25 protein-coding genes and 3 tRNA genes are annotated in these 25,165 nt (G+C 70.7%); 14 read left to right on the forward strand and 14 right to left on the reverse strand.

The window, feature by feature from the left end; all coding sequences use genetic code 11:
• On the forward strand, positions 1 to 387 hold a 387-nt coding region (locus tag ACGFH8_RS27375; protein WP_393372455.1), incomplete at its 5' end, for a GDP-mannose 4,6-dehydratase.
• A 77-nt stretch (positions 388 to 464) separates the two neighbouring features.
• Here the strand turns inward: ACGFH8_RS27375 and ACGFH8_RS27380 are convergent.
• Both ACGFH8_RS27380 and ACGFH8_RS27385 read right to left on the reverse strand, forming a co-directional pair.
• Entirely contained in the window at positions 465 to 1,769 is a 1,305-nt protein-coding gene (locus ACGFH8_RS27380) for a sugar transferase (RefSeq protein ID WP_393373071.1), read from the reverse strand.
• Between the two features lie 344 nt (positions 1,770 to 2,113).
• Entirely contained in the window at positions 2,114 to 3,181 is a 1,068-nt protein-coding gene (locus ACGFH8_RS27385; RefSeq protein ID WP_393372457.1) for an LCP family protein, read from the reverse strand.
• Positions 3,182 to 3,432: 251 nt separating this feature from the next.
• Between ACGFH8_RS27385 and ACGFH8_RS27390 the strand changes: the two genes are divergently transcribed.
• Both ACGFH8_RS27390 and ACGFH8_RS27395 read left to right on the forward strand, forming a co-directional pair.
• Complete coding sequence (locus ACGFH8_RS27390; protein WP_393372460.1) at positions 3,433 to 4,251, forward strand: MOSC domain-containing protein; 819 nt, start codon at positions 3,433 to 3,435, stop codon at positions 4,249 to 4,251.
• A 115-nt stretch (positions 4,252 to 4,366) separates the two neighbouring features.
• The gene (locus ACGFH8_RS27395; RefSeq protein ID WP_393372463.1) at positions 4,367 to 5,353 is read left to right on the forward strand and encodes an expansin EXLX1 family cellulose-binding protein; all 987 of its coding nucleotides are present in this window, start codon (positions 4,367 to 4,369) and stop codon (positions 5,351 to 5,353) included.
• Between the two features lie 4 nt (positions 5,354 to 5,357).
• Here ACGFH8_RS27395 and ACGFH8_RS27400 read toward each other — a convergent pair whose 3' ends face one another.
• From ACGFH8_RS27400 to bcp, 4 genes are all read right to left on the reverse strand, one after another.
• Positions 5,358 to 5,885: a GNAT family N-acetyltransferase gene (locus ACGFH8_RS27400; RefSeq protein ID WP_393372466.1), complete on the reverse strand. Its 528-nt coding sequence runs from the start codon at positions 5,883 to 5,885 to the stop codon at positions 5,358 to 5,360.
• Between the two features lie 91 nt (positions 5,886 to 5,976).
• Positions 5,977 to 6,059 (reverse strand) — tRNA-Leu (locus ACGFH8_RS27405).
• Positions 6,045 to 6,968, reverse strand: a complete 924-nt coding sequence (locus tag ACGFH8_RS27410; protein WP_393372469.1) for a hypothetical protein — start codon at positions 6,966 to 6,968, stop codon at positions 6,045 to 6,047. The genes ACGFH8_RS27405 and ACGFH8_RS27410 overlap by 15 nt, the downstream gene beginning before the upstream one ends.
• Positions 6,969 to 6,997: 29 nt before the next feature.
• On the reverse strand, positions 6,998 to 7,474 hold the full coding sequence (gene bcp, locus ACGFH8_RS27415; RefSeq protein ID WP_393372471.1) for a thioredoxin-dependent thiol peroxidase: 477 nt from the start codon (positions 7,472 to 7,474) through the stop codon (positions 6,998 to 7,000).
• A 414-nt stretch (positions 7,475 to 7,888) separates the two neighbouring features.
• Here bcp and ACGFH8_RS27420 point away from each other — a divergent pair, with 414 nt between their 5' ends.
• Genes ACGFH8_RS27420 through ACGFH8_RS27435 form a run of 4 tightly spaced genes read left to right on the forward strand, consistent with a single transcriptional unit; the run spans position 7,889 to position 10,592 of the window.
• Positions 7,889 to 8,605, forward strand: coding sequence for an energy-coupling factor ABC transporter permease (locus ACGFH8_RS27420; RefSeq protein WP_393372474.1), 717 nt, complete (start codon positions 7,889 to 7,891; stop codon positions 8,603 to 8,605).
• Positions 8,602 to 9,051 carry a PDGLE domain-containing protein gene (locus tag ACGFH8_RS27425; protein ID WP_393372477.1) on the forward strand — a complete coding sequence of 150 codons (450 nt, stop codon included), beginning with the start codon at positions 8,602 to 8,604 and terminating at the stop codon, positions 9,049 to 9,051. The genes ACGFH8_RS27420 and ACGFH8_RS27425 overlap by 4 nt, the downstream gene beginning before the upstream one ends.
• Before the next feature lie 15 nt (positions 9,052 to 9,066).
• Positions 9,067 to 9,837 carry a cobalt ECF transporter T component CbiQ gene (cbiQ, locus tag ACGFH8_RS27430; protein ID WP_393372480.1) on the forward strand — a complete coding sequence of 257 codons (771 nt, stop codon included), beginning with the start codon at positions 9,067 to 9,069 and terminating at the stop codon, positions 9,835 to 9,837.
• Positions 9,834 to 10,592 carry an energy-coupling factor ABC transporter ATP-binding protein gene (locus ACGFH8_RS27435; protein WP_393372483.1) on the forward strand — a complete coding sequence of 253 codons (759 nt, stop codon included), beginning with the start codon at positions 9,834 to 9,836 and terminating at the stop codon, positions 10,590 to 10,592. The genes cbiQ and ACGFH8_RS27435 overlap by 4 nt, the downstream gene beginning before the upstream one ends.
• A gap of 83 nt (positions 10,593 to 10,675) precedes the next feature.
• On the opposite strand, the gene ACGFH8_RS27440 is transcribed toward ACGFH8_RS27435, so the two are convergent.
• Genes ACGFH8_RS27440 through ACGFH8_RS27455 form a run of 4 tightly spaced genes read right to left on the reverse strand, consistent with a single transcriptional unit; the run spans position 10,676 to position 13,638 of the window.
• Positions 10,676 to 11,782: a hypothetical protein gene (locus tag ACGFH8_RS27440; protein WP_393372485.1), complete on the reverse strand. Its 1,107-nt coding sequence runs from the start codon at positions 11,780 to 11,782 to the stop codon at positions 10,676 to 10,678.
• Positions 11,782 to 12,498, reverse strand: coding sequence for a DsbA family protein (locus ACGFH8_RS27445; RefSeq protein ID WP_393372488.1), 717 nt, complete (start codon positions 12,496 to 12,498; stop codon positions 11,782 to 11,784). Before ACGFH8_RS27445 ends, ACGFH8_RS27440 begins: the two co-directional genes overlap by 1 nt.
• Positions 12,491 to 13,015 carry a MauE/DoxX family redox-associated membrane protein gene (locus tag ACGFH8_RS27450; RefSeq protein ID WP_393372491.1) on the reverse strand — a complete coding sequence of 175 codons (525 nt, stop codon included), beginning with the start codon at positions 13,013 to 13,015 and terminating at the stop codon, positions 12,491 to 12,493. Before ACGFH8_RS27450 ends, ACGFH8_RS27445 begins: the two co-directional genes overlap by 8 nt.
• A 32-nt stretch (positions 13,016 to 13,047) precedes the next feature.
• A complete protein-coding gene (locus tag ACGFH8_RS27455; RefSeq protein ID WP_393372493.1) occupies positions 13,048 to 13,638 on the reverse strand; it encodes a sigma-70 family RNA polymerase sigma factor in 591 nt (196 codons plus the stop codon).
• Between the two features lie 203 nt (positions 13,639 to 13,841).
• Between ACGFH8_RS27455 and ACGFH8_RS27460 the strand changes: the two genes are divergently transcribed.
• The 3 genes from ACGFH8_RS27460 to ACGFH8_RS27470 all read left to right on the forward strand — a co-directional run bounded on the left by ACGFH8_RS27460 (position 13,842) and on the right by ACGFH8_RS27470 (position 17,480).
• Entirely contained in the window at positions 13,842 to 15,509 is a 1,668-nt protein-coding gene (locus tag ACGFH8_RS27460) for a copper resistance CopC/CopD family protein (protein WP_393372496.1), read from the forward strand.
• Positions 15,510 to 15,526: 17 nt separating this feature from the next.
• Positions 15,527 to 16,264 carry a YcnI family protein gene (locus ACGFH8_RS27465; protein WP_393372499.1) on the forward strand — a complete coding sequence of 246 codons (738 nt, stop codon included), beginning with the start codon at positions 15,527 to 15,529 and terminating at the stop codon, positions 16,262 to 16,264.
• Positions 16,265 to 16,415: 151 nt separating this feature from the next.
• Positions 16,416 to 17,480, forward strand: a complete 1,065-nt coding sequence (locus tag ACGFH8_RS27470; protein ID WP_393372502.1) for a hypothetical protein — start codon at positions 16,416 to 16,418, stop codon at positions 17,478 to 17,480.
• A gap of 32 nt (positions 17,481 to 17,512) precedes the next feature.
• Here the strand turns inward: ACGFH8_RS27470 and ACGFH8_RS27475 are convergent, their stop codons facing one another.
• Complete coding sequence (locus ACGFH8_RS27475; protein WP_393372505.1) at positions 17,513 to 18,805, reverse strand: glycosyltransferase family 87 protein; 1,293 nt, start codon at positions 18,803 to 18,805, stop codon at positions 17,513 to 17,515.
• A gap of 66 nt (positions 18,806 to 18,871) precedes the next feature.
• On the opposite strand from ACGFH8_RS27475, the gene orn reads away from it, so the two are divergent.
• Together orn and ACGFH8_RS27485 are read left to right on the forward strand one after the other, a co-directional pair.
• Complete coding sequence (gene orn, locus ACGFH8_RS27480) at positions 18,872 to 19,468, forward strand: oligoribonuclease (RefSeq protein WP_393372508.1); 597 nt, start codon at positions 18,872 to 18,874, stop codon at positions 19,466 to 19,468.
• A gap of 96 nt (positions 19,469 to 19,564) precedes the next feature.
• Positions 19,565 to 19,637 (forward strand) — tRNA-His (locus ACGFH8_RS27485).
• Between the two features lie 116 nt (positions 19,638 to 19,753).
• On the opposite strand, the gene ACGFH8_RS27490 is transcribed toward ACGFH8_RS27485, so the two are convergent.
• Both ACGFH8_RS27490 and ACGFH8_RS27495 read right to left on the reverse strand, forming a co-directional pair.
• The gene (locus ACGFH8_RS27490; RefSeq protein WP_393373074.1) at positions 19,754 to 21,043 is read right to left on the reverse strand and encodes an Ig-like domain-containing protein; all 1,290 of its coding nucleotides are present in this window, start codon (positions 21,041 to 21,043) and stop codon (positions 19,754 to 19,756) included.
• 252 nt (positions 21,044 to 21,295) lie between these two features.
• Positions 21,296 to 22,570 (reverse strand): Ig-like domain-containing protein, encoded by a 1,275-nt coding sequence (locus ACGFH8_RS27495; protein ID WP_393372511.1) that lies wholly within the window; start codon positions 22,568 to 22,570, stop codon positions 21,296 to 21,298.
• 188 nt (positions 22,571 to 22,758) lie between these two features.
• Between ACGFH8_RS27495 and ACGFH8_RS27500 the strand changes: the two genes are divergently transcribed.
• A tRNA-Lys gene (locus tag ACGFH8_RS27500) sits at positions 22,759 to 22,834 on the forward strand.
• Between the two features lie 404 nt (positions 22,835 to 23,238).
• Positions 23,239 to 23,919 carry a YdcF family protein gene (locus ACGFH8_RS27505; RefSeq protein ID WP_393372514.1) on the forward strand — a complete coding sequence of 227 codons (681 nt, stop codon included), beginning with the start codon at positions 23,239 to 23,241 and terminating at the stop codon, positions 23,917 to 23,919.
• Positions 23,920 to 23,924: 5 nt separating this feature from the next.
• Here the strand turns inward: ACGFH8_RS27505 and ACGFH8_RS27510 are convergent, their stop codons facing one another.
• Positions 23,925 to 25,151, reverse strand: coding sequence for a helix-turn-helix domain-containing protein (locus ACGFH8_RS27510; protein ID WP_393372517.1), 1,227 nt, complete (start codon positions 25,149 to 25,151; stop codon positions 23,925 to 23,927).
• Positions 25,152 to 25,165 lie beyond the last annotated feature (14 nt).

Below are 25,165 nucleotides of genomic sequence, written 5' to 3' on the forward strand. Positions count from 1 at the left end.
CTCGACGGCGGCACCGTCCCCCTCTACGGCGACGGCGCCAACATCCGCGACTGGCTGCACGTGCACGACCACTGCCGCGGGATCGCCCTGGTCCAAGACAAGGGCCGCGCCGGCGAGGTCTACAACATCGGCGGCGGCACCGAGCTGACGAACAAGGAACTCACCGGCCGACTCCTCGACGCCTGCGACGCCGACTGGGACCGCGTCATCCCCGTCACCGACCGCAAGGGCCACGACCGCCGCTACTCCCTCGACATCACCAAAATCCACAACGAGCTCGGCTACACCCCCAGCATCACCCTCGACGCCGGCCTCGCCGACACCGTCACCTGGTACCGCGACAACCGCACCTGGTGGGAACCCCTCAAGACCACACCCACCGCATGAACTGACAACGCCGCGGGTGGTGGCGCCGACGATGCGGACTCCGTCGGCGCCGCCACCCGCGGCGTTTCGGCGTCTGGTCAGCGACCGCCGGCGCGGAAGACCTCCGAGACGGTGCGGAGCACCACCTTGACGTCCAACCACAGCGACCAGTTCTCGATGTAGTAGTTGTCGAACCGGGCCCGGTCGGAGATCGGGGTGTCGCCGCGCAGGCCGCTGACCTGGGCAAGGCCGGTGAGCCCGACGGGGACGCGGTGACGTGCCGCATAGTCCGGGTATTCGGCCGAAAACTTCTCCACGAAGTACGGCCGCTCCGGCCGAGGGCCGACCACGCTCATGTCGCCGCGCAGGATGTTCCACAGTTGGGGCAGCTCGTCCAGCGAGGTCCGGCGCATGAACCGGCCGATCGGGCCGACCCGGTTGTCGTGCGCGATGGACCAGTTGGTCTGGGACTCCTGCTCGTTCACAGGACGCATCGAGCGGAACTTGATGACCTTGAACGGCTTGCCGTACCGGCCGATCCGCTCCTGATAGAAGAAGATCCCGGGGCCACCATCGATGAACGTGGCGAGGGCGCAGAGCAGCAGCACCGGGCTCAACAGCAGGAGCGCGAACCCGGCGAAGAACATGTCGGACGCCCGCTTGATGGCCCACCGGGGGCCGCTCAGCGTGATGTCGCCGATCTTGACGATCGGGAACGCGCCGATGTGGTCGGGGTAACCGCCGTGGGAGCGCGAGCCCCACAGGCGCGGCACGGCCCAGAGATCACAGCGCGAGCTGCGGGGCTGCAGCAGGGTCTCCATGAGCGTCGACTCGTCGCAGTCCGGGTCGGCGATGACCAGGACTTCGCACTCCGTCAGCCGGACGAGGTGCTCGAGGTCCGTCATCGTCCCGCTCAGCGCGAGCGCCGCGTTGTTCTGGCGTGACGGAGCGTCGACACAGCCGACGAACCGCAGGCCGTACTGAGGGTAGCGACGCAGCAACCGGGCGATCTCGAGGCCGATCGGCCCGCCGCCGACGACGAGGGCGTTGTGCTCCGCCCACCGACGCTTGCGGGACAGGACGGTGAAGGACCTGCTTGCCGCACGTCCGAGGATCACCAGCAACGCCGACACCGCGACGTCGCGCATGAACCCGCTGACATACGTCACGGAGGCGTGGCGTTCCGCAGCGATGATGGCCACCACCGAGGCGGCGGCCAGCAGCCGTCCGCAGAGGCTCGGCAACTCGTCGAGGATGCTCACGTGACGGCGCGGCCGGTAGAGGCCGCCGGCCGCGAACAGGGCCACGGTCAGGACGGCGTTGGCAAGCGTCCCGCGCCAGTAGCTCTGGCTCAGCAGCAGCGGAGCGATCAGCGCGACGGCGTCGACGGGCGCATTCATCATCCACGCCCGCAGCCACCGGGTGCGCGACGAGGTGCGCGACCTCGCGTACGGCAGGACGGCGGTGGTGCCCAGACCGGGCACCTCGACCTTGGCCTGCGCCCGAACCCCGGGCGCCCTCGTCTGCGGCACGGGTGGGGCGCCCCCGTAGAGGCGGCCCTCGTCGCCCGGCACGTCAAGATCGTCCCCGCCGACGGGCGGCGTGGACGAATGGCTGGTCGCCGGATGGCCTGACACTAGTGGACCTCCCCGTAAAAGCCCTCGGTCATGCGTCCCGACCAGAAGGGCGACCGAACTCTACGATCGACCGGGTCGTGCCACCATAGCCGCCAAGCCAGTTCCTTCTCCTACTTTGCGGCGGCAAGGATTCCCGGAACGTTGTCGTTGCGGACCGCATCGAAGACCTTAGCGGCCTTTTCCTTGTCGGCCAGCACCACGCTCTCGGTGCCCATCATGCCGGTGCCCTTCACCGGGCAGGTGAGGAACGTCAGGTTGCCGCTGCGCAGGTCACGCATCTCGGAAGCAAGGTCCACAAGGTTCAACTTCTTGTCCACGGCGACCGCGTCCGCCGTCGCCTTGACGAAGGAGTTGAGCTTGGCCGGGTTGGCGAGCGTGCCGCCGGACGCCGCCTTGTCCAGGATTGCCTTGATCACCTGCTGCTGGTGCTTGATCCGGGCGAAGTCGCCGTCGGCGAAGGCGTGCCGTTCGCGTGCGTAGTCAAGCGCGGCCGCCCCGTCCATCTTCTGCCGTCCGGCCTTGAACGTCCGGCTGCCGTTGAGCGCGTACAACGTGGTGAAGCCCTTCTCCACGTCCACGTTGATGCCGCCGAGCGCGTCCACGATCTCCTTGAAGCCGCTGAAGTCGACGATCGTCACGTGGTCGATCCGTACGCCGGTGAACTTCTCCACCGTCTGCACGAGCAGCGGCACGCCACCCCACGCGAACGACGCGTTGATCTTCGCGTCCTTGCCACCCCGGCCGCTCGAGGACTTCGGCACGTTGACCCAGGTGTCCCGGGGGATCGAGATGAGCTGGGCGCTGGACCGGTCCTTCGGAAGGTGGGCCACGATGATCGTGTCGGTGCGGGAGCCGGACTCGTTGTCCGGATCGCGCGAGTCGCTGCCGAGGATCATGATGTTCATGGCGCCCTTGGCGTTCTCACCCACCTGCGGGCGATCGGCCTCCGGCACACCGTCGAAGGCGTCGACGCGCTCGATGCCGGAGTTGATCGAACGGAAGTACAAACCGCCCGCGATCATCCCGCCACCGCCGAGCAACGCCAGGACCACGAAAGTGATCAAAGCGACCTTTTGCCACCGGGGGCGTCTCGGACGCGCCTTCTTCGTGGGCTCCGATGGTTGCTGCGCCGCGATGAACTGGGTCTCGGGCTCCGCGTACTCTTGGCGATACTGCATGCCGCGATGCTACTGATTCCCGGTTACGGGGATGTACCCCCGTCCGGGTCGTTGGGTCCCGCATCCCGACCGAAACTCCTCCGGCGATCGTTGCGGTGAACCTGCTGTGAAGCAGCGGTGGACACCACGCAACCGCGCCGAGCCGTCGCCCGCACGCCATTCACCCCGGTCGCCGCCTTGCCGAAGCGGCCGGGAGAGCCCCGCCGACCACTGGTACCCCGGCGACGGGATCGACGTGGCATGGTAGCCAGGTGCGGCTCAGGTCGATACACACGTACCCCGTCAAGGGCTGTCACCGGCTCGACCACGACGGCGCGTTCGTGCAGCCGTGGGGCCTGGCCGGCGACCGGCGCTGGATGGTCGTGGACGCCGACGGCGTCGGCGTCACCCAGCGCGAGGCCACCCGGCTGGTCGGCTTGCACGCCACCGTGCGCCCCGGAGGTCTGTCCCTGCGCGCCGACGGGCAGCCCGACCTCGACGTGCCGGAGCCCCCCGACGGCGCACCGGTCCCGGTGCGGACCTTCCGCCACCGCACGATCCCCGTGCCGGCCCTGCCGGCCGGTCGAGCGGCCGACGACTGGCTCGGCGCGCTGCTCGGCCGACCGGTCCGGCTGGTCTGGCTGGGTCGGCCGACCCGCCACCTGGCCGCCGGGGACCGCGAACACGACACCGGTGACCAGGTCAGCTTCGCCGACGCCTACCCGCTGCTGCTGACGAACACCGCCTCCCTCGACGCCCTCGACACCTGGCTGGCCGAGGCCGGCGAGGAACCGGTGCCGATGACCCGGTTCCGGCCCAACCTGGTGGTCGACGGGGCGTCGGCCTGGGCCGAGGACGACTGGGTCGGCCGCTCGCTGCGCATCGGTGACCTGCGGTTCCGCGCCGCCGGGCCGTGCGGCCGTTGCGTGGTGACCACCACCGACCAGGAAACCGGGGTACGCACGACGGAACCGCTGCGCACCCTCGGACGACACCGCAACGTCCGGCAGAAGCTCCTCTTCGGACTGCACCTGGTGCCGCTCGACACCGGCCACCTGGCGGTGGGCGCCCCGCTCGTCATCGCACCCTGACCAGGCTCGACCGCGATCGGCACGTGGAGCGCGCCGATCACCGTCCGTCACTGCTGTCTTAGCTTTGGCTTAGCCGGCTTGTCCGCCCACGTCCCGTTCCGGCAGCATCGCCGACGTGACGGACGTGAGCGTTGTCGACATCGACCTGGACCATGCTCCCGAGCAGCCGCAGGCGTCGTCGTCCCGCTCGACGCCCTGGCTGGTCGCGGCCGGCGTCACAGTCGTCGCGGCCGCCCTGGGACTGTCCCTGACCCTGCGATCCGGCGCCGCCCCGGCCTGCGCCGCCGGCCGGACCCTCGCCGCCGCGCCGCCCACCGGCACCGCCACGCACAGCGGCAAGGCCACCTTCTACGACTCGAACGGCGCCGGCGGCAACTGCTCGAACCCCGCCGCACCGACCAACAAGCTCTACGTCGCGCTCGGCCCGACCGAATACTCGGCGGGTGCCGCCTGCGGTGGCTTCCTCGACGTGACCGGCCCGAAGGGCACCGTCCGAGTGCTGATCATGGACCAGTGCCCGGAGTGCGCCCCCGGGCATCTCGACCTGTCCCGCGAGGCGTTCGCCCGGATCGCCGAACCGGTCCAGGGCCTCGTTCCGGTCACCTACCGTGCGGTGGTCAACCCGCCGCTGCCCGGTCCGCTCACCTTCCGGATCAAGGAGGGGGCGTCGCAGTTCTGGTTCGCCGTCCGGGTCGGCAACCACGGCAACCCGCTACGGTCCGTCGAGGTCCGGCAGGGTGACAGCGGCCCGTGGCGCTCGGCCGCCCGGCAGGACTACAACTACTGGCTGATCGCCTCCGGCGCCGGCGCCGGCCCGTTCACCCTCCGCATCAGCGACGTGTACGGCAACCGCGCCACCGCCAGCGGCATCCGGATGGCGCCCGGCCAGGTGCAGAACAGCACGGTCCGGATGTACGGGGGCGGCCCGGTCGCCGCCACGCCGCGACCGTCCGCGTCGGCCCGACCGCCCGCCAACCGACCCGCTGCCGGTACGCCGACACCCGCCCGCCGCCCGGTCGAGGTGGCGAAGGCGAGCGCGCCGGCCACCGGCACGCCGAGCGCCCAGCCGGCCGCGGCCAACGCCCGCTGGTGCGGTGCCTGACCGCTCAGTCAGTAGGCGTCAGGTCCAACCACATCAGGATCTCGTCCCGGTCGTCACCGGGCGCCACCCGCAACGCGCCCGGCAACCTGCCGATCTCCCGGTAGCCGAGGCGGCCGTAGAACCTGTCCAACCCCAACCCGTCGCGGACCGTCACGTGCAGCGCCTCGTGGCCGAGTCGCCTGCCCAACCGGGCGGCCTCGACCATCAGCGCCGAACCGTAACCGGTGCCCTGGGCGTCCGGGTGGACCATCACCCGCTTCAACACGCACCAGTGCGCCTTCAGCGGGAAGCGATTGTCGGTGAAAACCAGCAGGGCTACCAGCCGATCGCCGGCGTAGCCGACAAGCAGGCGGTCCGATCCGTCGGCGATGCCGGCGAAGGTCGGATCGGCGAGCACGCGCACGTCGGAGGCGGTCACTGGTGGAACGAAGCCGACCGCGCCGCCGGCGTTGCTGACGTCCGTCCAGAGGGCGACGATCTCGGCGCACAGGCGTGGGGTCAGGTCGGGGTCGAGGACGAAGCGCAGACTCACGCTCGCCATCCTGACCCGCCGGCCAGGCCCGCGACCCTCGACAGTGACACGCCCGACAAGCCCGGGCTGGGGCGGGTGCGTGCCCGACCTGTGCGGGAGAGGGGATTCGAACCCCCACATCCTTCCGGATACAGGTTCCTAAGACCTGCGCGGCTGCCGTTACGCCACTCCCGCCAACGCCCTGAGTCTAGAACGTCTGGCTTCGGCGGTGTTGAGCCCGGCCTCCCGGAGAATGGTCGAGACCGTGCCGTGGCTCACCCTGCATCCGCCGTCGGGCAGGTTGCGGAGAATGCCGGACAGTCTCTTCGGCCCGACCTCTGGATGCGCCAGCGCCTGTTCTATGACCGTGTCACGATGGGCCCTCGAACGCCAACTGCGATGGGGCCGTGGTCTCAGGACGCCGTCCTGCTCAAGTCTCCGCCGAACCTTGTAAAGATAGGCCGAGGGCCAGCCCACCTGCCGTGCCGCCTCCAGGGCCGTCATCTGCTGTGCGTCAATTCGACCGAACAGGTCGACGATCTCCTCCGGCGTGGCCGGTCGGCGATCGGAGTCGGCCGTCTCGGGTGAGCGCTGCTCCCCATCGCCCGGCTCCACGTGGATGGCGAGATCAGGAGTTCGGTTTCGCCGGCCAGCATAGGTCGCGGTCTGACTGTGACAGTTCGGACAGAGAAGGCGAAGGTTCGGCGGCCGATTGTCCAGGAAATCGCCGTTGATGTGATCGACGTGCAGGGTGAGTGAAGCGCCCCGCCACACTGGCCCAATCCCGCACCCCTCGCACTCCTCCGGCACGCCGAGTGTGCGCAGCGCCCACTTCAACCGCACGCCTGGTGTCCGGCGGGACCCTTCTGGCAGCACGACCAGGAGTTGTGCGGATGTGGTGCGCCGCTCACCCCGCCGGCCGATGCTGTGTGCACTGCCGGTGAAATGCGAGGTGTCGATGCCGAACCTCTTCAGCTGACGACTGATGTGCGCGTGCGAGCCGCCGCTGACGCGTACGCCGAGCAGCCGCATCACCTCGGTGATGTTGCGCGCGGCGGCGGCTGCGGCGGCCAGCGCCTCCGGCGTGTATTTGTAGCGAACCATTGACGGACCGTAGCGGCCCGGTGTGACAGTCAGTCCAGGCCGAGGTCGCGGCGGAGCTTGGCGACGTGTCCGGTGGCCTTGACGTTGTAGAGCGCTCGCTCGATCTTGCCGTCGGCGTCGATCACGAACGTCGAGCGGATCACGCCGGTGACGGTCTTGCCGTACAGCTGCTTCTCGCCGTACGCGCCGTAGGCGGTCAGCACCGCCCGGTCCGGGTCGGACACCAGCGGGAAGGTGATCGCGTCGCGCTCGCGGAACTTCGCCAGCTTTGCCGGCTTGTCCGGGGAGATGCCGACGACCTCGTAGCCGGCGGCCTGGAGCGAGGCGAGCGAGTCGCGGAAGTCGCAGGCCTGCTTGGTGCAGCCGGGGGTCATCGCGGCCGGGTAGGCGTACAGGACCACCTTGCGTCCGCGCAGGTCGGTGAGGGAGAGCTGGTCGCCGGTGTCGGTGGCGAGGGTGAACTCGGGCGCGGGGTCACCGGGGGAGAGGCGGTCGGGCGTGGTCATGGCCCGACGATACCGCCGGCCGGGCGGGTGCCGTCGACGGCGACGCGCGGCGGCCACGACCCGCCTGCCGATCGCACGGCCACCTGCGAGCCCTGTCGTCGTCACCGGCTGGTGATCGACTCGTCGTCCGGGAAGCCGGGGCGTCTCGGGGTCGCGGACACCCCGACTTCAAGGAGGGCGAGTCGATCACGTCGTTGACGTCCCGGGTTTCAGGATGGCGGGTTGATCACGTCGTGGACGTCCCGGACTTCAGGATGGCGGGTTGATCATCCGGGTGACCGAGCGCCGCCGGGTTTGGTCGGCCGAAAGGTGATCATCACCTCGCGTTGTTGCCAGGCTCTGGCAACAACGACTCATGGGAAATAGGCTGACGCTCGCTGGCCCGGTCGGGCCCACTGACGTGTGGGAGGTCGCGTGGAAACACGTGCGATGCACATCTCGAACGGGATCATCGACGGTCCCGTGGCGGCGATCTTCGCTGCGCTCGCTCTTGCCGCGCTCACCGTCTGTGTCCTGCGCGGCCGGCGCGACCTGGACGACCGGCTGGCCCCGATGGCGGGCCTGGTGGCCGCGTTCATCTTCGCCGTCCAGATGCTCAACTTCCCGATCTTCACGGCCGGCGTGAGTGGTCACCTGCTCGGCGGCGCGCTCGCCGCCATGCTCGTCGGCCCGTGGGTCGGCGCCCTCTGCGTGTCCGTGGTCCTGGTGGTGCAGGCACTGATCTTCGGTGACGGCGGCGTGGCGATGCTCGGCCTCAACATCACGAACATGGCGCTGCTCGGCACCGCCGCGGCGTACGTGCTGATCGCGGTGCTGCTGCGGGTGCTGCCCCGTACGCGGGCAGGTCTGGCCGTGACCGCGTTCGTCGCCGCGACGCTCAGCGTGGTGGTCGCGTCGCAGGGCTTCGTCCTGCAGTACTGGCTGGGCGGCACCACCGACCTGGGGAGCAACCTGACCGGTCTGGCCGGCACGATGGCCGGCGTCCACCTGCTGATCGGCATCGGCGAGGGCCTGATCACCGCGACCACCGTGCTCACCGTCGCGAAGGTGCGACCCGACCTGGTGTACGCGCTGCGCTCGCTGCGCGCCCCCGCCGCCCCCGCTGTCCCGGTCGCTGGAGGTGTTCGATGAAGAATCGCTCGTGGGTGTTCCTGGCCGGTGGCCTGCTGGTCGCCCTCCTGCTCGCCGGGGTGGTGAGCAACTACGCCTCGTCCCACCCGGACGGGCTGGATTCGTCTCTGCTCAAGGGCTGCACGGTCGACGCCGACGACAACATCGTCGGCGGTAGTTGCCCGGCTCAGCAGGCCCGCGACCACGAGTTCGCCGACAGCCCACTCGCCGACTACGGCGTGCGCGGCGTGTCCAACAGCTTCGTCTCCACGGGCCTCTCCGGGGTGCTCGGGGTGCTTGTCACATTCGCGATCGGCGCTTGTGGGTTCTGGCTGCTGCGCCGCCGAGGCGTCACGCCGTCCAACGGAGCCACGCCCGACGGCACGACGCCGTCCGACGGAGACACGACGACACCCGCCGAGGGCGACGCCGGCGACGTCCGACGCCGCGCCGACGCGACGAGCTGAGCAGGGGTACGCGCGATGGGTGCCGGTCACGGGCACGTGCTGTACCGCGAGTCGGACTCGCCGGTGCACCGGCTCCCGCCCGAAGTCAAGATCGTGGCGATGGTGGTCTTCACCATCGCCGTGGTGGCCACCCCGCGTACGGCGTTCTGGGCCTTCGGCGCGTACGCCGTGCTGGTGGCGGTCGTCGCGGCGCTGGCCCGGGTGGGGCCGCGGTGGCTGCTCAGCCGGGCGCTGATCGAGCTGCCGTTCGTGCTGTTCGCCGTGGCGCTGCCGTTCCTCGGCACTGGCGAGCGGGTCGAGGTGCTGGGCCTGCGGCTGTCCGAGGACGGGCTGCACGGCGCGTGGAACATCCTGGCCAAGGGCACCCTGGGTGTGCTCGCCTCGCTGTTGCTCGCCGCGACCACCACCACCCGGGACCTGATCGTGGGGTTGGACCGGTTGCGCTGCCCGCAGGTGCTCACCCAGATCGCCACGTTCATGCTGCGCTACCTCGACGTGCTTGTCGGTGAGGCGCGGCGGATGCGGGTGGCCCGGATCTCCCGGGGCGACGATCCGCGCTTCCTGTGGCAGTTGCGCGGTTTCGCCGCCGGGATCGGGGCGTTGTTCCTGCGCGCGTTCGAACGTGGTGAGCGGGTCTACCTGGCGATGCTGTCGCGTGGTTACACCGGGCGGATGCCCGCCGTGTGGCAGGGCGACGGTGCCGCGAGCGCCGGTCAGTGGTTGGTCGCGTCGACAGTGCCGGTGTTGGCCGCCTCCATCGCCGCCACCGCCGTCGTGCTGTCATGATCGGTGTCGTGCAGACCGCTCTCTCGCTGGACGTTCGTGGCGTTCGGTACGCGTACCCGGATGGGCACGTCGCCCTGCACGGGGTGGACCTGAGCGTGCCGCGCGGCGAGCGGGTGGCGCTGCTCGGGCCCAACGGCGCCGGCAAGACCACGCTTGTGCTGCACCTCAACGGGATCCTCGCCCCGACCGAGGGCAGCGTGAGCGTCGGTGGCCTGACGGTCACGCCGGACCGGGCCACCCTGGCCGAGGTGCGTCGCCGGGTGGGCATCGTCTTCCAGGACCCGGACGACCAGTTGTTCCTGCCCACGGTGGCGGAGGACGTGGCGTTCGGGCCGGCGAACCTGGGTCTGCGCGGGGCGGAGTTGGCCGCCCGGGTGGACGAGGCGCTCGACGCGGTGGGGATGGGTGCGCACCGCGACCGGGCCCCGCAGCACCTCTCCTTCGGGCAGCGCCGCCGGGTGGCGGTGGCCACCGTGCTCGCCATGCACCCGGAGATCCTGGTGCTCGACGAGCCTTCGTCGAACCTGGACCCGGCCGCCCGTCGTGAGCTGGCCGAGATCCTGCGCGGCCTGCCGGTGACGTTGCTGATGGTCACGCACGACCTGCCGTACGCGGCGGAGCTGTGCGAACGATCGGTGATCCTGGACGGCGGCCGAATCGTCGCCGACGCCCCCACCCCAGCCCTGCTGAACAACGCGCCCCTGCTGGCCCAACACCGCCTAGAACTCCCCCAAGGCTTCACCCCAAACCCCTAACCCCCACCCCACCCCCACCCCGCCTCCGTTGATCATGAGGTTATTGCGCTTCACCCGGCGTGTCGGGGGCAATAACCTCATGATCAACCGGGGCCGGTGGGGCCGGGTGCGGTGGGGCGGGGTGCGGTGGGGGCGGGGGTTCTAGGGGCGGCGTGTAGGCGGAGGACTCCTGCTGCTGTTGCTCCGGTGCCGGTGATCAGCACCAGCGCGACCATCACCCGGGCGACCTCGGCCGGCCAGGGGACCGGGGCGATGGACCGGGCGAACACGGCGGCGTTCGCCGCACCGGCGAACAGTGCCACGCAGGCCCCGGCCAGCGTCACCGCGAAGTCGGCGGCCGGTCGGCGGGCCAGCGCGTACCACCCGGCGGCGATCGCGCCGAGGCCGGTGAGCAGCGACCAGATCTGCCCCGACAGCAGCCCGAGCAGCACCCCGCCCACACCCTGGGCGCCCGCGTCCAGCTCCCGTCCCACCGGGTACCCGACGGCCACCACGCCGCCGACGATCAGCAGCGCCCCGAGCGCGGACAGCGCGCGAGCGCCGGCCGGGGCCGCGGCGGCGACCAGGCCGAGCGCGCCCACCGCGAGCAGCCCGACGATCGTCACCGCCCACCAGGTGTAGGCGTCCGGCGGCGGCACCCAGTCCAGCGTCCCGCCGATCGCCACCGGGTCGGCGCCGTCCCGCAGGGGGATCGTCCAGTCCCGGACCCGGTGCTCCCGGTCCGGTGCGGCGCGGACCGCCGCCGGTGGTGCCGACTCCTGCCACAGCGCGCGCTGGTCGTGCCAGCGCACGGTGGTCCCCTCGGCGATCCGCCGCCAGGTCGGCGGGGCGGCCGGGTCGGCCTCGGCCGGGAGCGCGGTGTCGCCGGCGATGGTGCGGTTGAGGTAGGTGGCGGGGGAGCGGCTGTTCTCGAAGACCCCGTCCGGGGTGACCCGCAGGTACGGTTCGCCGGAGTAGCCGATGACCTCGACGGCCCGACCGGTGTCGTTCGTCAGCTCGAGTCGGGCGCCCGCCTCGACGACGCGTACCTCCAGCCCTGGCCGCTGCGGCGTGACCCCGGTGGTCCGGGTGCGGTAGTCGGTGCCGTCGGGGGCGTCCGCGCCGTGCGCGGCGGCGGGGGCCGCGGTGAGCAGGGTCGCCACGCCGGCGGCGGCGGCGACCAGGCCGGCGCGAGCCAGCAGGGTACGCATCACTTGCCGGCCGCCGCCACGGCCGCGCTGAGGCTTTCCGGGGTGGGGCTGGTGAGTGGCTGACCGTTGACCATGACCGTCGGCGTGCCGGTGACCTTGCTCCGGCCGGCCTCATCGGTGACGTGTTCGGTCCAGGTCTTGTACGTGCCGTCCTTGACGCAACCCCCGAACGAGCCCCGATCGAGGCCCACGCCGGTGCCGATGTCGATCAGCTGGTCGTCGGGGAGCCCGGCGCTGCCCTCCGGCGGCTGCCTGTCGAAGAGCGCCTTGGCGTACTCCCGGAACTTGCCTCCCGCCGCGGCGCAGCCGGAGGCGGCCGAGGACCGGGAGGAGTATTCGGTGGTGGAGAAGCGGTTGAGGAACGCCACCGGGTGGTAGACCACAGTCGCCTTGTTGTCGGCCACCAACTGCTCGAGCGTCGCCCCGGTGGCCTGCTCGAACTGCTTGCAGACCGGGCAGAGGAAGTCCTCGTAGACGTCGACGGTGACCGGGCCGCCACCGGTGACGATGCCGGTCCCGGGGCCGTTGGCGCCGGGTGGTGTGGTGAAGGTGTCGGAGCGCTGGTTGGACCAGGCGACCCAGCCGACGACACCGGCGATGACCAGGACGACGACCGCCGCGGCGGAGACCCAGATCGTGCGGCGACGCCGTCGTTCGCGGGCGAGCTGCTCGCGGACCACCCGGGCGGAGTCCCGCTTGCCCTTGCGACTACTCATCCTCGTCCTCCACAGCGGGTTCGCCGGACAGCCACCCGTCCACCGATACCGGTGTACGTGGCCAGATCAGCAGAAATCCGGCCAATACCAAGAATCCCAGGTCCCGAAGGATCTCCGGGAGGTAACTGGGTGCCTGCCCCTCGCCCAACTGCCCGCCGCTGCCGAAGCAGCCGCAGTCGATGGCCAGCCCTCGCGCCCAGGCCGAGGCGATCCCCACGACGAAGACCACAAGCAGCGCGGCCGACACCCCGGCGACGAGCCGGGTGGCCAGCCCGAGCAGCAACAGCACGCCCAGCGCCAGCTCGACGAAGGGCAGGGCCGCGCCGATCACCGTCGCCACGTCGTACGGCAGCACCTGGTACGCGTTGACGGCACGCCCGGAGGCGGCGAGGTCACCGACCTTCGACGCGCCGGCGACGAGCCAGACGGCGGCGAGGCCGAGCCGTGCCGCCGTGCCGAGCCAGGGCCGGACGACCGGCCAACGGCCGACCCGGGGGGAAGGTGCAGTCACGCTCATTTGTCGTCCCGTCTGCGCCGGAAGTTCCCCGGTCAGCCGGTCAGGGCGTCGCCGACCGCCTCGACCAGCTCGTCGCGGGCCCGGGCGACCCGGGAGCGGATGGTGCCCACCGGCACCCCGACGACGTCGGCCGCCTCGGCGTAGGACAGGCCGAGCAACTGGGTGAGCACGAACGCGGCACGCCGCTCGGCGCTGAGCCGGCGGACCAGGTCCGCCGCGCCGAACTGACCGGCCGGGTCCGGGTGCGGGCGGTCGGTGTACGCGTTCGCGGCCAGCCGCTCGTCGAGCCGCCGGCGGCGGATCACCGTGCGCAGGTGGTCGGCGCAGGCCCGGCGGGCGATGCCGAGCAGCCAGGTGCGGGCGCTGGAACGACCCTCGAACGCGGGCAGGGCCCGAAACGCCCGCAGGTAGGTCTCCTGGGTCAGGTCGTCGGCGCTGTCCGGGTCGACGAGCGCGGCGGCGAACCGCCAGACCTCGGTCTGGGTCAGCCGGACGAACGCCGCCTGGGCGCTCGGGTCACCGTCGCGGGCGATCAGTGCCCACTCGGTCGCCGGGTCCCGGGCGACGTCACCGGCCGGCTCTGCCGGACCGGCGGCACCTGTGTCACGCGGGACGGGGATCACGACAAATCAGGTTACGCGGTACCCGACGCAGCGTCACGGTCCTTCGGCGCCTGGATGGTCTGCACCACGTCGGGAACTTTCTCGGCACCCGGACCGACTACCTGCTCATGACACGCGATCCCCTCCCGCGCGGCGCTGGCGGCTGAGCAGCGTTGAACCCTTTGCCCGACTCGGGTCGCCGAGATCCACACGTGTCGGCGACCATGGCTGGCATGACTGTCGCCCCCCGCCGCTGGATCACCCGGCTGGCTGCCGCCGCAGGCCTGCTGGTCGCCGTCGTCGCCCTGTTGATCGCGCCAGCCACCCCGGCCAGCGCCCACGCGGTGCTGGAAAGCACCAGCCCGGCCACCTCCTCCGTGGTGCCGAGCGCGCCGTCGGAGGTGGTCCTGCGGTTCAGTGAGTCGGTCCGCAAGGTGCCCGGCAAGATCAGGGTCATCGCGCCGGACGGCTCCCGTGCCGACCGGGGTGAGCCGTCCTTCGACGGCGGCGCGGTGCGCATCCCGGTGGACCCGGCCGGCGAGCGCGGCACCTACCTGGTCAGCTTCCGGGTGATCTCCGCCGACAGCCACCCGGTGTCCGGGGCGTTCACCTACTCGGTCGGCGCGCCCTCGACGCCGCCCGTCGACTCCGGCACGGACAGCCGCGCCAACCCGGTGGTGGGTACGGCGGTCAAGGTGGCGCGTTTCCTCGGCTACCTCGGTCTGGTGCTGCTGGTCGGGCCCGCGCTTGTGCTCGCCGCGCTGTGGCCGCGACGGCTCTCCCGGCGGGGGCCGGCGCGGCTGGCCTGGACCGGCCTCGGCCTGGTGACCGTCGCCACCCTCGCCGACCTGTGGTTGCAGGTGCCCTACACGGCCGGCGGTGGTCTCTTCGAGGTGACAGGTGAGGGGTTCGGCAGTGTGTTCGGCAGCACCTTCGGCGCCGCCCACCTGATCCGACTCGGCCTGTTGGCGGCCTCCGTCTTCCTGCTCCGGCCGCTGCTGACCCGGCCGGCCGGCCGCACCGACGCGAGCATCCTGGCCGTGCTCGGCGGCGCCGCCTTGCTGACCTGGCCGCTGGCCGGGCACCCGGCGGCCTCCCCGGCGCCGGCGGTCTCCGTGGTGGTCGACGCGGTCCACCTGGGCAGCATGGCGGTCTGGCTGGGTGGTCTGCTGATGCTCGCCACGTTCCTGCTACGCCAGGCCGACGAGCGGGAGCTGGGCGCGATCCTGCCCATCTGGTCGCGCTGGGCGGCGCTCGCCGTCTCGGCGCTGCTGCTGGCCGGCACCGTCCAGGCGCTGATCGAGGTGGCCACACCGCAGGCGCTGATCGAGACCACGTACGGGCGGCTGCTGCTGGCCAAGATCGGGCTGTTCGCGGTGGTGATCGGCGTGGCCGCGTACTCCCGGCAGTTGGTGCGACGACGCGTCGCGGCGCAGCGTCCGGCGCCGGTCCGCCGGGCGGTCTGGGTGGAGTTGGCCGTCACCGTGGTGGTGCTCGGCCTGTCCGCCACGCTCGTGCAGACCACGCCCGCCCGCACCGCCGTGGCCGGATCGTCGTCCAGCACCGAGGCCGGCCTCTTCAGCACCAAGCTGTCCAGCCCGCTCGGCGACATAGAGATCGAGGTGAGCCCGGCCCAGCGGGGCAACAACACGGTGCACCTGTACGCGTACGACAAGAACAACCTGCCGTTGCCGGTGGTGGAGTGGAAGGCGACCGCGGCGCTGCCCTCGGCCGGGATCGAACCGATCGACGTCCCGCTGCTGCGGTTGACGGACAACCACGCCTACGGCGACGTCAGCCTTCCGGCCGCCGGCGACTGGCAGATCAAGATCACCGCCCGAACGACAGACATCGACCAGGCCACGGTGACCGCCACCGTGCCGACCCGTTAGAGAGGCTCGCGAAACCCATGACCCGATTCCGGCGTACCGCAACCGCCGCTGCCGCCCTGGCGTTCACCGCCGCCGCCACCGCTGTGCTCGGCTTCGCCGGACCGGCGTCCGCGCACGTCACGGTCAACCCGAAGGAGGCGGCCCAGGGCGGGTACGCCCGGGTGGCGTTCCGGGTGCCCAACGAGAGCGACACCGCCTCGACCAACAAGATCGAGGTGACCCTGCCGGAGAACGCCCCGGTCGGCTCGGTGTCGACGATGCCGGTGCCCGGCTGGACGGTCGCGACGGAGAAGCGCAAGGTGGACCCGCCGATCGAGGTGCACGGCAGCCAGCTCACCGAGGCGATTTCCAAGATCACTTGGACGGCCACCGGCGACGCGGCGGTGAAGCCCGGCCAGTTCCAGGAGTTCCCCGTCTCGATGGGACCGCTGCCGAAGGTCGACTCGATGGTCTTCAAGGTCCTGCAGACCTACTCGGACGGCGAGATCTCCCGCTGGATCGACCCGCCCACGCCGGGCGCCGAGGAGCCGGAGCACCCGGCGCCGGTGCTCACCCTGGCCGCCGCCGCGGCGCCGGCAGGCTCGGCCCCGGCCAGCGCCGCCGCCGTGTCGTCGCCCGACGACGACGATGACGACGACGGCAACGGGCTCGCGGTCGGCCTCGGTGTGGCCGGTCTCGTCGCCGGGCTGGCCGGTCTGGTGCTGGGCGGGCTGGCGTTCTCCCGAACCCGTCGGGAGCCGGTCACCACGTCCTGACCCCCGTCCCACCCGCTGGCCCGCCGGAACGTTCCGGCGGGCCAGCGCGCTTTCCGCCGTCGGACCCTGCGGTGCCGTGGATATCCCCTGATCACCGCGCCCACGTCGGTAAGGTCGGCCGAGTATCTGGCTACGGAGGGAGACGGTGCGAATGCGTGTCGTGCGGGCGATCGTCGGTGTGCTGCTGGTGGCCATGGGGATTCCGGCGCTGTTCGCCGGTGGCGCGTTGTGGTTGGTGACACGACACGCCGATCCCGACGGGGCCTTCTCCGCCCGCTTCGAGACGGTCCGCACGCCCGGTCACGCGGTCGTGGTCACCGACCTCGACCGCCTGCTGCGCCAGGAGGCGCCATTCGCGCGTACCGGGCAGACCCGGCTGCGACTGGACGCCCGCACCGCGGACGGCCCGGCCTTCGTGGGGCTCGCGCCCACCGCCGAGGTGCGTAGCTGGCTGGCGCCGGTGCCGCACGCAGTGGTCCGTCGGGTGGCGCTGGCCCGGGGCCCGCTGCCGGTTCGGTTGGACCCGGTCGATCCCGCCGCTGGTGGCCCGGTCGACCCGGCCGCCGTCGTGCCGGTCGGCCCGCCGGCTCGGCCGTCCTGGGTACGCCAGGGTGTCGGCTCGCTGCAGTGGAGCGCGGACGACCTGGCCGGTGAGCCCATGAGCCTGGTGTTGATGCGCCCCGACGGTGCCGCCGACCTGACGCTGGACCTGCGCGCCGAGGTACGGGCGGGCTGGACCGGACCCGCCACCTGGGGTCTGCTGGCCGCTGGCGTCCTGCTGGTGGCGTGCGCCCTGCTGCTCCTGCTGCGACCGTTGCGCCCGCGTGAGGTGATCTTCGTGGTGGAGCCGGATCAGGTCCCGGTGCTCGCCGGCCGGCTCGGGGTCACCTCGCTGAGTGGCCTGGGTGCCCGGGATCCCGCACCGGCCTCGTCGCTTCCGGCCGTGCGGCAGCTCACCATGGTCGGTTCGGGTGTGGGGGAGCGGTCTCGGTCGATCGGCGTCGATCCGGCCCGGTCCGCGACCCGCGCCGACCCGGAGAGGCAGGTCCGGGTGCCCCGACCACCGGCGGTGACGCTGAGTCTCGCGTGGCCGCCGGCCGGAGCGAAGGCCACGGCGCGGCCGGTGGCGGTCGACGAAACGGCGGGTGGCCCTCCGCGCTGCCGACGCGGAGGGCCACCCTCACCGGGGGATCGGTGCTACCCGAGCGACGCTTGAGGTAGATGAGCCCAGATTAGCGCCGGTGGCGGCTACTGGGTAGATCTGTCCATTTGGTGCGATTTTTCCTCAGGGTGTGGTTGCTCGGCGCGTCGACGGCGACCCGCGCGCACCGGCAGGACCGCGAGCAGCAGAAGGCAGATCAGCACGTAGGTGTTCTGCAGGACGAAGTCCGCCGGGTCGTGCGTGCGGATCGCTCCCACGCCCCATTTCTGGAACGTCACCACGCCGTAGACGATCACGGCGGTGATGCCCAGCGCGAGCCCGGCCAGCCACCGACGGCGGCGTGCCTCGTCCGGGCGGTCGGCGCTCAACGCCGCGTCGGCGAGCAACACCACCGCGGGCACGAACCAGTAGATGTGGTGCGTCCAGGTGATCGGGCTCGCCAGCGAACCGACCAACCCGGTCAACGTCAGCCCCGTCAACGGGTCACCGGCCCGCGCCGCGCGGGCGGCCCGCCACAGCCCGTAGGCGGCGACCACGGCCACCAGCAGCAGCCAGACCAGGCGATCCGGCTTCTCCGGCGCGGTGAATCGGCTGAGCAGGCCGAACAGCGACTGGTTGCCGACGATGTCGCTGCGTCCGACCCGATCGGTCGTCCACAGCTCGTGCGTCCAGAACCGCCACGAGTCGCGCGGGGCGATCGCCGCCGCGAACAGGGTCGCCGCCGCCGCGGTCGCGCTCGCCACCGCAGCGGCCCGCCAGCGCCTGGTGGCCAGCAGGTACACGATGAAGATGCCGGGGAAGAGCTTGAGCGCCGTCGCCAGCCCCACGCCGACGCCGGCCCAGCGCCGCGCCTGCGGTACGGCGAACAGGAGGTCGGCCAGGATCAGCACGACCAGCAGCATGTTGATCTGCCCGAAGGTGATCGTCTCGCGGGTGCTCTCCACGGCCAGCACCAGCAGCACGGCGACGATCAGCGTGAACGCCCGGGGCAGGTCGTGCCGGGCGATGACCGGCATCATCAGCCAGTGGGTGGTCAGCACCACGGCCAGCACGGTGAGCACCGTGAAGATCGCCACGGTGGCGTCGAGCCGTAGCAGGCCGAACGGCCACAGCAGCAACGCGCTGAAGGGCGGGTAGGTGAAGTACAACTCGCCCTGCACCCGGTCGGGTTGGACGTAGTCGTAGAGCGGGTGGCCGACGCGCCACCAGTCGACCGCCGACATGTAGATCTTGAGATCGAGGAATTTGTGGTTCAGGCCCGGCAGGTAGAGCGCTGGCAACACGGCGATGAGGGCCACCACCGTGACCAGGCGACGGACCGTACGGCCGCCGGGATCGTCGTCCGTGACGGCGGGCGGTGCTACGGAATCGGCTGGCACCCCGAAACCCTAGCGGTCCGGTCCGCCGAGAGCGCGCAGCCGCGGGGTGTGGGCTGCGCGTAGGCTGTGCCGGTGGCTGATCTCCTTGTCTGGATCGACTGTGAGATGACCGGGCTCGACCTTGGCAGGGACAAACTGATCGAGGTTGCGGCACTGGTCACCGATCCCGATCTCAACGTGCTCGGTGACGGGGTCGACGTGGTGATCCACGCCGACGAGGCGGCGCTGGAGGGGATGCCGGAGATCGTCCAGACGATGCACGCCAAGTCCGGCCTCACCGACGAGGTCCGCCGTTCGACGGTCACCCTCGCCGAGGCGGAGGACCTGGTCCTGGACTACGTGCGCACCTTCGTCAAAGATCCGCGGACGGCGCCGTTGTGCGGCAACTCGATCGCCACCGACCGGGGCTTCATCGCCCGCGACATGCCCCGCCTCGACGCCCACCTGCACTACCGCATGATCGACGTCTCGTCGATCAAGGAGCTGTGCCGGCGCTGGTACCCGCGCGTGTACTTCGGCCAGCCGCAGAAGGGCCTCGCGCACCGGGCGCTGGCCGACGTCCGGGAGAGCATCCGGGAGTTGGAGTACTACCGGCGCACGCTCTTCGTCCCGCTGCCCGGCCCGGACGTCGAGACCGCCAAGGCGATCGCCGCCGAACTCTGACCCCGGCCCGGATACCCGCTGGACGGGGCCGGCCGCGGTGCGGCTATTATTGGTCCGCACCCCGCCCGGGGCGATCGACCGGGCGACGGCGGCATGGTGGCTGTAGCTCAGTTGGCAGAGCACCGGGTTGTGGTCCCGGTTGTCGTGGGTTCAATTCCCATCAGTCACCCAGTTTGGTTGTGCTGCTCAGGCCCCCTCTTCGGAGGGGGCCTGAGTCGTTGTGGGGGCCAGAGAGGGGACCACGGGAAAGCCCCCTCCGAAGAGGGGGCTTTCGCATCGCTCAGGTCAGGCGGTCGGCGTGGGCGACGGGGTGACCGCGCCGCCCGGGGTCGGGGTGGTGGCCGGGTCGGCCGGCGGCTCGTACGGAAGGGCGCTGCCCTTGACGTACTCGTCCCAGCTCATGTTCCAGTCGGTCCAGCCGTTGCCGTTCTGCAGCTTGCGCTCGGTGCCCTTGACCGTGATCGGGTCGCCGACCTGCGTGTTGCTGAACAGCCAGTTGCCGTTGGCCATCGACACGTTCACGCAGCCGTGCGAGACGTTCACGCTGCCCTGCTGCCCCTCGGACCAGGGGGCCGCGTGGATGAACTCCCCGCCCCAGGTGAGACGCTGCGCGAAGTCGATGTCGGTGCGGTAGCCCTCCTCCGGACCCAGCTCCTCGAACGTGTCGAAGACCGTCTTGCGCAGCTTCTCGATCACCACCATGGTGCCGCTCGACGACGGGGTGCTCTTCTTGCCCAGGCTGACCGGGATGGTCTTGATCACGGCGCCGTTGCGGGTCACCGTCATCCGCTTGGTCTTGTTGTCCACCGTCATGATCACCGAAGGGCCGATCTTGACGTCTACCGCCAGGTCGGCGCGGCCGTACCAGCCCTCACCCATCGGCAGGCCGCCGGCCCGCACCCGGTAGGAGACCTTGCTGTTGGCCTTCCAGAACTGCTTCGGCCGGTACCGGACCTCGGTGGGGCTGACCCAGTGCCAGACACCCTCCTGGGCCGGGGTCGAGGTCACCGTCATCCGGCGCTGCACGTCGTCGCGGTAGTCCTCCGGGATGCCCCGGCTGAACTTCACGATCAGCGGCATGGCGACCCCGACCACCTGGTTGTCGCCGAGGAAGCTGCTCACCCGTACCTGGTTGTCGGGCTTGGCCATGGTGGTGAAGGTGTTCGTCGTGGTGGCCGGACGGCCGTCGTCGCCGGTGGCGGTCACGGTCGCGGTGTAGCTCGTGCCGTACGCCAACGTGCCGGCCGGCTGCCACGTCTTGCCGTCCGCGGCGACTGCGCCCTCGACCGCCTTGCCGGCCGCGTCCTTGAGCTCGACCGCGGTCTCCACGGCATCCTTCGTGGTGAAGGTGATGCCGGTCGAGGCGGGGACGTCCTTGGCGTCGGCCGCCGGCTCGCTGATCGTCGCCGCGGCCTTCGGTGGCGGGGCCTCGTCGCCGCCGTGCCACGAGGATGGCTTGCCGCCGTCGCCGTCGGTGCAGGCGGCGGTGAAGGCCAGCGCCACGGCGAGGAACCCCGCCGCGAACACGCGACGTCGTCCACGGCGCCTGATCAACTGATCCTGGCTAGCTCGCATGATTCCCTCACAGTCGTGGTCGCTGCCCCATCGTCTCTTACTGACGCGCCAGAGCTGGCCCCGGTTGCCGAGGGTGAACCGAAACACGCCGATTATGCTGCCGGATTTTTGCTATTATCCGGCGTTTCGTGAGCGTGGCTCGTCTCCATGCGGGGGGCGCTGGGGTCGCCGCGGCATCGTCGCCTCGCCGGAGTGCAAGGGTACGCGCCGACCCTGCCATCGGCAGGGCCGGCGCGAGAAGGCCGACAGGGCTCAGAGCAGAGGGCCGGCCCCACCACTGGGTACGGGCAGCGCGCTGCCCTTGATGAACGCCGACCAGCTCAGGCTCCACGCCGTCCAGCCGTTGCCGGCGGCGATCTTGCGTTCGGTGCCCTTCACCGTGATCGGGTCGCCGATCCGCGTCTTCTCGAACAGCCACCGGGCGTTCGCCGTCGACACGTTCACGCAGCCGTGCGAGACGTTCTGCCGCCCCTGCACGTGCTCCGACCAGGGCGCGGCGTGGATGTACTCGCCACCCCAGGTGAGCCGCTGGGCGAACTGGATGTCGGTGACGTAGCGGTTGGCCGGGTCCGGATCGTCGCGGGTGTCGAAGACCGTGGCCTCCTTCTTCTCCATCACGACCATCGTGCCGCTCGACGACGGGGTGCTCTTCTTGCCCAGGCTCACCGGAATGGTGCGTACTAGCGCGCCGTTCTCGTACACGGTCATCTTCTTGTTGGCGTTGTCGACCTTCATCTGGAGCGACCGGCCGATCTTGGCGGTGGCCTTACGGTCCATGTCGCCGTACTTGCCGTTGCTCAGCGGTATCCCGGCCAGGGCGATCCGTACCGCGATGGTCGTGCCGGGCTTCCAGTACTCCGGGGCCCGGTAGTAGGCCTGCGTACCGTTGTCGACCCAGTGCCAGGCCCCCGGCTGCGGCGGATCGGTGCGGACGAACATCCGCTTCTGCACCGCCGCCCGGTCCTTCTTCGGGATGCCGGGGTGGAACTCGGTGACCACCGGCATGGCCACCCCGTAGCTCTTGTCGTCGAAGAGGTACAGGCCGGATCCGATCGTCGACTTCGGCTTGGCCATCGTGGTGAAGCTGCTGGTGCCCTGGCTGCTCGTCCCGTCGGCCGCGCTCGCTGTCACCGTGGCCGTGTAACGGGTGCCGAACTTCAGCGGGGCGGACGGCACCCAGGCGGAGCCGTCGATGCGCAGCTTGCCCTCCACCGCGCCCCCGCCGTCCGCGGTCAGGGTGACCGCGGACACCTTTCCGCCGTCCGGCAGCTTCGCGCTGATCTCCGTGCTCACCGGTCGGTTGTTCGCGCCGTTGGCCGGGCTCAGCGTGAGTGTCGGCCCGCTCGGCTCGCTCGGTGTGGAAGGTGCCGAGGGCGCGGAGGAACCAGGTGCCGCGCCCGCGTCCGCCACCGGCGTTCCGCCGACGAATGTCGGCTGCTTCTGCTTGTCGCCGCACCCGGTCAGTGCCAGCGACGCCACCAGAGTCAGAGCGCCCACCACTGCCCCGGCTCGCGTGAACCGTGTCATCCCCACCTCTGTTCTCGCGTACCTGGCGGACATCGTGCCGCATAATCGCGCCAACCCACGCCCCCGTCGTGAGCGCGCTGGTAGGTTTGCGGGTTTTTGCCCGCAAAGCTCGACCGAAGGGGGGAGCCGGGTAACCGGATTGGAGCCCGGCTCAGGCGGGTGCTAATGTTTTCTCCGTTGCCGAACGAGCGCCGCTAGCTCAACTGGCAGAGCAGCGGACTCTTAATCCGCGGGTTCGGGGTTCGAGTCCCTGGCGGCGCACCAACGATCAAGACCCTGACCTGGTGGCTCACACCGGGTCAGGGTCTTTTTGTGTACGTGGGCGGTGGCTGGTCCCTCGGTGGGTGCTCGGGAGCCGCCGAACCGGGCTGGCCTTTGCTGGGACACGTCGACGTTCCGTGGACGCCTGCGCTCATCCTGCTGCCGTGCTATGCCTACGCTGGCGGCATGAGGCAACCCAAAGCGGATCGGACCTACGCCACGCCTGACGATCTTCCGCTGCCGGCTGTGCTTTCTGAGCTACTGCAGATCGTGCGTGAGGGCCAGGTTGTCTACCTGAGCGAGCGGGATGAGCCCGTCGCCGCCATCGTGCCTCTGGAGGTGGCGCGGGCGGGATTGGCGGCCCTGGGCAGGTCTGACGAGGACCCCCGAGGACGGCTCTCCGGTAGGTGGTGATGAACCGGCATGCCGCGGCCCCTGCCGAGGCGGTTCCCGACGCTATCCGCGCGCACGTGGAGACGCTCTGGCGCTACCACGACATGCGTCACGAGCTGCGCCCGTGCGACGTGGGGATCGGGTTGGGCAGTCATGACCTCGGCGTGGCCGTCATCGCGACGCGCCTGTTTCACGAGGGCCTGTTCCCAAGGATCGTGTTCACCGGCGCGAACGCCCCGACGACCGTCGAGCGGTTCCCCCGTGGAGAAGCAGTGCACTATCGCGAGTACGCCATCGAGCACGGCGTATCCGCGGAAGCGATTCTCGTGGAGTCGCGTGCCACGAACACCGCCCAGAACCTGCAGTACTCGCGTCAGCTCCTGACCGAACACCGGATCCCGGTGAAGTCGGTGCTGATCATGTCGCGGCCCTACCAACAGCGTCGGGCCTATGCCACCTGCAGGCTGATGTGGCCGGAGGTCGATGTGGTGTGTGCGTCGAACCCTCTCGAACTGGACGACTACGTGCGCAGCATCGGCGACCCACGACGGGTGGTGGACATGCTGGTAGGCGACACGCAGCGGATCGAGGTGTATGCCGAGCGAGGGTTCGCGATCCCGCAAGAGATGCCGGACGAGGTGCGGACGGCCTTCGAGCGACTGGTGGCGGCCGGCTACACGAGTCGGCTGATCTGAGCCATCTACCAGCGTGGCCCTCCCGACCGGACGCCCATCCGGTCGCTGAGTTCGACGGCCACTCGGGGCGGCCGGGGGCGGATGAGGATGTCCCGGACGAGGTCGCGGGAGAGCTGGTGGTAGCGCACCTGGTCAGGGCCGATGACCTCGGCCTCCAGGAGCGCCGCGAGCGCGTCGTCGATGCGGTTCCACCGGGCAAGGGCACGGGCGGTTTCGATGGCGTGCCGAACCTGCCGCTCGACGGGCACGGCGCCGGTGTCGAGTGTGGCGCCGATGGCGATGGCGCGCTGCACGTCGCCGAGTTCCATCGCCACGGTCGTCTTGTGGATCGACACGTTGGTCGGCCCGAAGGCGGTCCAGACGTGGTTGCCATCGGCACCGAGCCGCTGTGCCGCGGCATCGGCCTCGGCGATGTGGGTGTCGGCGGAGGCGCGGTCGTCGTCTCGAGCGGCGGCCAGCGCGCAGACGAGGTGCAGACTTCCGTAGACCGACAGCAGCTGCGGAGTGGGTTTGGCGAGCCGTGGTTCCAGGAACTGCGCCGCCGTGGCGGCGAGGCCACGAGCCTGCGCATATTCGCCGATGGACGCCAGCGAGTGCGCGGCGGAGCGGCTGAGCGAGCCGATGACGACGTGGTCGTGACTGGCATTGGCGGCGGCCAGTCCGCGGCTGGCGGCGGTCCACGCGAGGTCACCTTCGCCGAGCTTGGTGAGGAACAACGCGGCGAGCTGGTGGGCGTAGGCGGTCATGGTGTGCGCTCGCTGGCCATCGTCTCCGTCGTACGCCTCGGTGGCGGTGAGGCAGTCGTGGATGAGGTAGGGCAGCCGGCGGGCGAGGGTGCCGTATCGCGAGTGCTGGTAGGCGGTCCAGATCTCGGCGACGTCGTTCTCGATCTCGCGCAGGGCGGGCGCTTCGACGTCCCCCGTGCTGGCCAGCGTCGGGGCGAGGTGACGATAGTCGTGAAGCGCGGCCCGCAAGGCCGGGATGGTCTCGCGCCCTGAGTCGTCCGACCACTCGAACAGGCTCGGTGTACCGATCAGGTCGCCGAGGGACACGTCGAGGGCTTTGGCGATCGCGCGTATGACTGACAGCCGGTCGAGGTCGGCCCGGTTCGTCTCGACCTTGCGTAACCACTCCTGGGTCTTGCCGACCAGACCGGCTAGCACCTCTTGGGAGAGGCCTCGTCGACGTCGGTAGAAGGCGACGCGCTGGCCGATGGTCATGTCTTCCGTCATCCCTCGCACACCAT

This window comes from Micromonospora sp. NPDC049175 (assembly GCF_043197345.1).
In the GTDB taxonomy this organism is placed as follows: Bacteria; Actinomycetota; Actinomycetes; order Mycobacteriales; family Micromonosporaceae; genus Micromonospora.